Annotated in this window: 7 protein-coding genes; all 7 read left to right on the top strand. The window is 41.8% G+C overall.

Annotation, left to right across the window (positions count from 1 at the left end; translation table 11 throughout):
- On the top strand, positions 1 to 406 hold a 406-nt coding region (locus AB3112_RS08860; protein WP_367334320.1), incomplete at its 5' end, for a hypothetical protein.
- On the top strand, positions 406 to 1,506 hold the full coding sequence (locus AB3112_RS08855) for a hypothetical protein (RefSeq protein WP_367334319.1): 1,101 nt from the start codon (positions 406 to 408) through the stop codon (positions 1,504 to 1,506). The genes AB3112_RS08860 and AB3112_RS08855, both read left to right, overlap by 1 nt.
- Positions 1,507 to 1,770: 264 nt before the next feature.
- Positions 1,771 to 2,091: a hypothetical protein gene (locus AB3112_RS08850; protein WP_367334318.1), complete on the top strand. Its 321-nt coding sequence runs from the start codon at positions 1,771 to 1,773 to the stop codon at positions 2,089 to 2,091.
- Positions 2,092 to 2,093: 2 nt separating this feature from the next.
- Complete coding sequence (locus AB3112_RS08845; protein ID WP_367334317.1) at positions 2,094 to 2,408, top strand: hypothetical protein; 315 nt, start codon at positions 2,094 to 2,096, stop codon at positions 2,406 to 2,408.
- 64 nt (positions 2,409 to 2,472) lie between these two features.
- Positions 2,473 to 3,333, top strand: coding sequence for a hypothetical protein (locus AB3112_RS08840; protein ID WP_367334316.1), 861 nt, complete (start codon positions 2,473 to 2,475; stop codon positions 3,331 to 3,333).
- A 3-nt stretch (positions 3,334 to 3,336) separates the two neighbouring features.
- Positions 3,337 to 3,837 carry a hypothetical protein gene (locus AB3112_RS08835; RefSeq protein ID WP_367334315.1) on the top strand — a complete coding sequence of 167 codons (501 nt, stop codon included), beginning with the start codon at positions 3,337 to 3,339 and terminating at the stop codon, positions 3,835 to 3,837.
- Between the two features lie 11 nt (positions 3,838 to 3,848).
- Positions 3,849 to 4,199, top strand: coding sequence for a hypothetical protein (locus AB3112_RS08830; protein WP_367334314.1), 351 nt, complete (start codon positions 3,849 to 3,851; stop codon positions 4,197 to 4,199).
- Positions 4,200 to 4,210: the final 11 nt, after the last annotated feature.

Below are 4,210 nucleotides of genomic sequence, written 5' to 3'. Positions count from 1 at the left end.
TCTAATGGCAAGTACTCCAATTTTTCCAGCTACTCCTAAAGTATCCTGGGGAAAACTCATAGATGATAACATCAATTATGACGGGACCGGTGATGTTGTCGAGCTTTTTGTAGCAGGAGAAAATGGATCCCGAATTGACATGATAAAGGTAAAACCCCTTGGAACCAATGTCGCAACAGTCATGCGTCTTTTTGTGAATAACGGAAGTTCACCGACGACTCCATCGAATAATTCCCTCATCTTCGAACTCACCCTTCCTGAAACCACTGCTTCTCAAATAGCTTCGCTCGCTGAGTATCAAGAGGTTTTGGACTTTGCCATTCCAGCCGGATATAAACTCTATGGTTCTTTGGGAACGGAAGTAGCAAGCGGATACCAGGTAACAGTATTTGGTGGAGATTATTAATGTCAATTTTTTATAGCTTCCCAAAAAAATATCACAAGTCTTTTAAGGTTACTCGAAGAAGGCCGGCTGATATTCGATTTTCTGAGAGCTATAACTTTCCAGTTTTAAACTATGCTGATTATTGCGGAGATACGGTTATTCGTGCCTATCGGGATTTAATCATTGATGAAGGCATTACCGTAACAACTGATAATCCATGCAAGGGATTATATATTTATTGTGATGGTGATTGTATCATCAACGGAACTTTATCGATGACTGCACGTGGCGCAAAATTTGACCCTTCTGGAGTTGATGTTGGTTGTCGTCCAAAAGGAGAGGCGTTTTGCTCGATTGAGGTTACCTATCCTTATAACATTGAACAATTAGAAGATTATATTCGAAAATATATTAATTCAATTTCTGAATTTGGTATTCCAACGATGGCTTGGCCGTCATATTTAATTAACAATATTTATTCAATTCCTTTGGGTGAAGAAGACTTGGCGGCAATTCCAGCAGTTGGTGCAGACGGAGCTCCTAAAATAACGCAAGCAAATAAAAATGTTACGGGACAAGCAGGCTCAAATGGTACAAATAGACAATCTGGCGGTGGCGGTGGCGGTGGCGGTTATCAAAATAGTTCACGAGGCGGAAAGGGAACGGCATACTCAGGAGGAGCTGGAGGTGGCGGTGGCGGTTATAGTTACGACCCTACTCCAAACGATATAGGAGGAGCTGGGACAGATGGTTGGCATCCCACAAGTTCTACGCAAGGTGGTGGTGGTGCTGGGAATCCAAATGGTGCAGGAGGAATTAAAGTAGCTGATGGAACTGGCGGATTAATAATTTTAGTTGTTCGTGGAAACTTAACAATTGGAGCAAATGGAATAATTGAGTCGAAAGGAATAGATGGAAATAGTGGAAAAGGAACAACTGACTATGGTTCTGGAGGTGGAGGCTCTGGAGGAGGAAGCATAAATATTTTTTACCAAGGAACTTATACAAAGACTGGTCAAGTCCTTGCAACTGGAGGAGCTGGAGGTCTTAAAAATTCAAGTACAAATTCAAGAGATGGTGGAAAAGGCGGAGACGGCTGTATAACTGAGCAACAGATTTAATTTATTTTAATCTTCAATTCCTTCTTCAAAAGGTGAACCATGAAAAAAAACATTCCGATTACTTTTCCTATCCAACAAGAAAGCTCGGAAGGCTTAACTTGGGCTGAATTTAATGATACCACTTGGAGCGAATTTAACTTATTCACCTGGATGGATATACGAGAAATTTTCAAACAGTATCTATTATTTTCGATCCAAATCATCAAAAGCCTTTCTCACAACCTAAACGTCTTTATCAAAAAAACCTTCTCGGTGAGGTGATATATGTTTCAACTTGATGTCGGGGTGGAACTCGATTTTGTTTGTTATGACGAAGTCGGAGAAATTTTAGACCTCACCAATGCAACAAGTGCACATTTGTTCATCAAGCGGGGGAATGAGATTTTAAAAAGAACTGCAACCATAAATGACGACCGAACAACCGGAATCATAACTTACGTTATAACCGACGGAGACTTAACGGTGGGTGACTTGAATTATCAATTGCAAGTAGCGGTTGACTTTGCTAATGGTGCTCACATTAGTAGTTCAATCGTAGAGGCTCACGTGGCCGAACCCTTGGAGGCGGATTATGTGGAGGAATAACAATGGCTGACGTAATAACCGACATTCTAAAGCTGGTTAAATCCAGCGATGATTCGACCGACAAGGGGAAACTGGCAAAAGATTTCTCTGAGAATATGCAAAAAATAGACGACTTTGCCGGAAAACAAGCCTACGTTCATACCCAAAGCGTGCCCTCAGCAACCTGGACAATTAACCACAACTTAGGCCGGAAACCCTCGGTAACGATTGTTGATAGTTCTGAAAAAGTTGTATTTGGAGATATAACTTATGTGACCGATAACCAATTGACCGTTTCGTTTAGTGCAGCTTTCGGTGGGAAAGCATATTTGAATTAGCGAGGTGAAATAAATGCCTGACTTTTTAGCTCCAATAAATTTGAATAAAAATGAAATGCAAAATATGAGGCTTCAAAATTTGGCTTCTGCTCCTGAAAATCCGGTTGAGGGGCAAGTTTATCACAATACGACCGACCATAAAACCTATGCCTATAACGGTACTTCCTGGGTTGAGATGGGGGGCGGCGGAACCGGTGATATGACTAAGGCGGTTTACGATACCGATGAAAACGGCATTGTCGATAAGGCGGAAACGCTTGATGACGGGGCCGGGAATACCGCAACCGCTGAAGACGTAAAAGACGCAGTAAGTGCAAGCCATACCCAGAATACCGATACCGGAACGACTTCAGGAACCTTCCAGCTTGATTCTGGAAACTCTGGCCCCAAGTTAAAAAACAATGCCGGTGAGGTACAACTTCGGAATGCCGCCGATGATGGCTATGCGGATTTGAGGTGTAAAAACCTAAAAGTTGACGGGACTACAACCATTGTCGATTCTGAAACGGTTACGCTGGCCGATAATATTTTAGAACTCAATTCAAATATTACTGTTCACGGTCAAAACGATGACGGCGGAATTGCAGTTAAAAGACTTAAAGATAACGACTCCGACCGTGCCGATGCCGAGATGTATTTTGACAATACCAACGGCGTTTGGAAAGTAAAAGACGGCGCAACCGATGACCTACAGACTCATCAGGTAGCAAGAAAATACAGCGTTGCGATAGGGAATGGCGCTGATACAAGTTTGGTTGTCACTCACAATTTGAATACTCGAGACGTAACCGTAACCGTAAGAGAAACCGGTTCTCCGTATGCTGTTGTGTTTCCAGATATTGAAATGACCTCAGTTGATACCATTACCGTGAAATTTGCTACCGCTCCAACCGAAAACCAATACACTGTCACGATTGTGGGGTAACTTATGAAGTTTCTTGGTTCACGTCCAACTCATCAAAATGTTAATTTAGTCAAAGCTGATGATCCAACCGTTCATACCAAAGATACTGATCAGTATTTGGATAAAAATGGGGTTAATGAAGTTTCAGCAACTGATGTCAAAGATGCTGTCAGTAAAAAACACACCCAAAATACCGACCAGTATCTTGATTTTGGCGGAGCCAATCAGGTCGCTGTTGGTGATGTCAAAGATGCAGTAAGTAAGAAACATATCCATAGTAACAAAGACTTATTAGATACTTATACACAAACTGAAGCCAACTTAGCCGATGCTGTTACCAAACGGCACACGCAAGGAACGGATACTACCCTCGGAACAATGACCGCTGATATTGATATGAACTCTCATAAAATTACCAACGTTACTGACCCCACCTCAGCACAAGACGCTGCGACTAAGAATTATGTAGATACGCACGGTATTGCCCTCGACCAAGTCGTTTTGGGTTCACAGATATTAGGATAGGAGGATAAATAATGGCAACTTTTACTAAAACTCTTTTAAGCGGTTCCACAAATGGGAAAGCCATATTAGTTAATGCTACGACTTCTCCTGGCACAACTATTCACACGGCGGTTACAGGCACTTCATCACTCGATGAAATATGGCTTTATGCAGTAAATAGTTCAAACTCTGATGTTAAGCTTACCATCGAATGGGGTGAGACAACTGCCCCTAATGGGAATATAGAATTAACCATCCCAGGAGAGTCAGGACTGATACTTGTGATACCAGGATTATTGCTTCAAAATTCATTGGTGGTAAAGGCATTTGCATCTACTGCAAACGTAATTTGTATTCACGGTTATGTCAATCGAATAGGGTAAACAAAATGATA

Source organism: Lentilactobacillus sp. (assembly GCF_040773105.1).
Classification (GTDB): domain Bacteria; phylum Bacillota; class Bacilli; order Lactobacillales; family Lactobacillaceae; genus Lentilactobacillus; species Lentilactobacillus parabuchneri.
This window is presented reverse-complemented; position numbering and strand designations above follow the sequence as displayed.

Bases quoted from the DNA above. Each gene is read 5' to 3' on its own strand.
- AB3112_RS08835 (WP_367334315.1), top strand. From the start codon at position 3,337: ATGAAGTTTCTTGGTTCACGTCCAACTCATCAAAATGTTAATTTAGTC.
- AB3112_RS08830 (WP_367334314.1), top strand. From the start codon at position 3,849: ATGGCAACTTTTACTAAAACTCTTTTAAGCGGTTCCACAAATGGGAAA.
- AB3112_RS08845 (WP_367334317.1), top strand. From the start codon at position 2,094: ATGGCTGACGTAATAACCGACATTCTAAAGCTGGTTAAATCCAGCGAT.
- AB3112_RS08855 (WP_367334319.1), top strand. From the start codon at position 406: ATGTCAATTTTTTATAGCTTCCCAAAAAAATATCACAAGTCTTTTAAG.
- AB3112_RS08840 (WP_367334316.1), top strand. From the start codon at position 2,473: ATGAGGCTTCAAAATTTGGCTTCTGCTCCTGAAAATCCGGTTGAGGGG.
- AB3112_RS08850 (WP_367334318.1), top strand. From the start codon at position 1,771: ATGTTTCAACTTGATGTCGGGGTGGAACTCGATTTTGTTTGTTATGAC.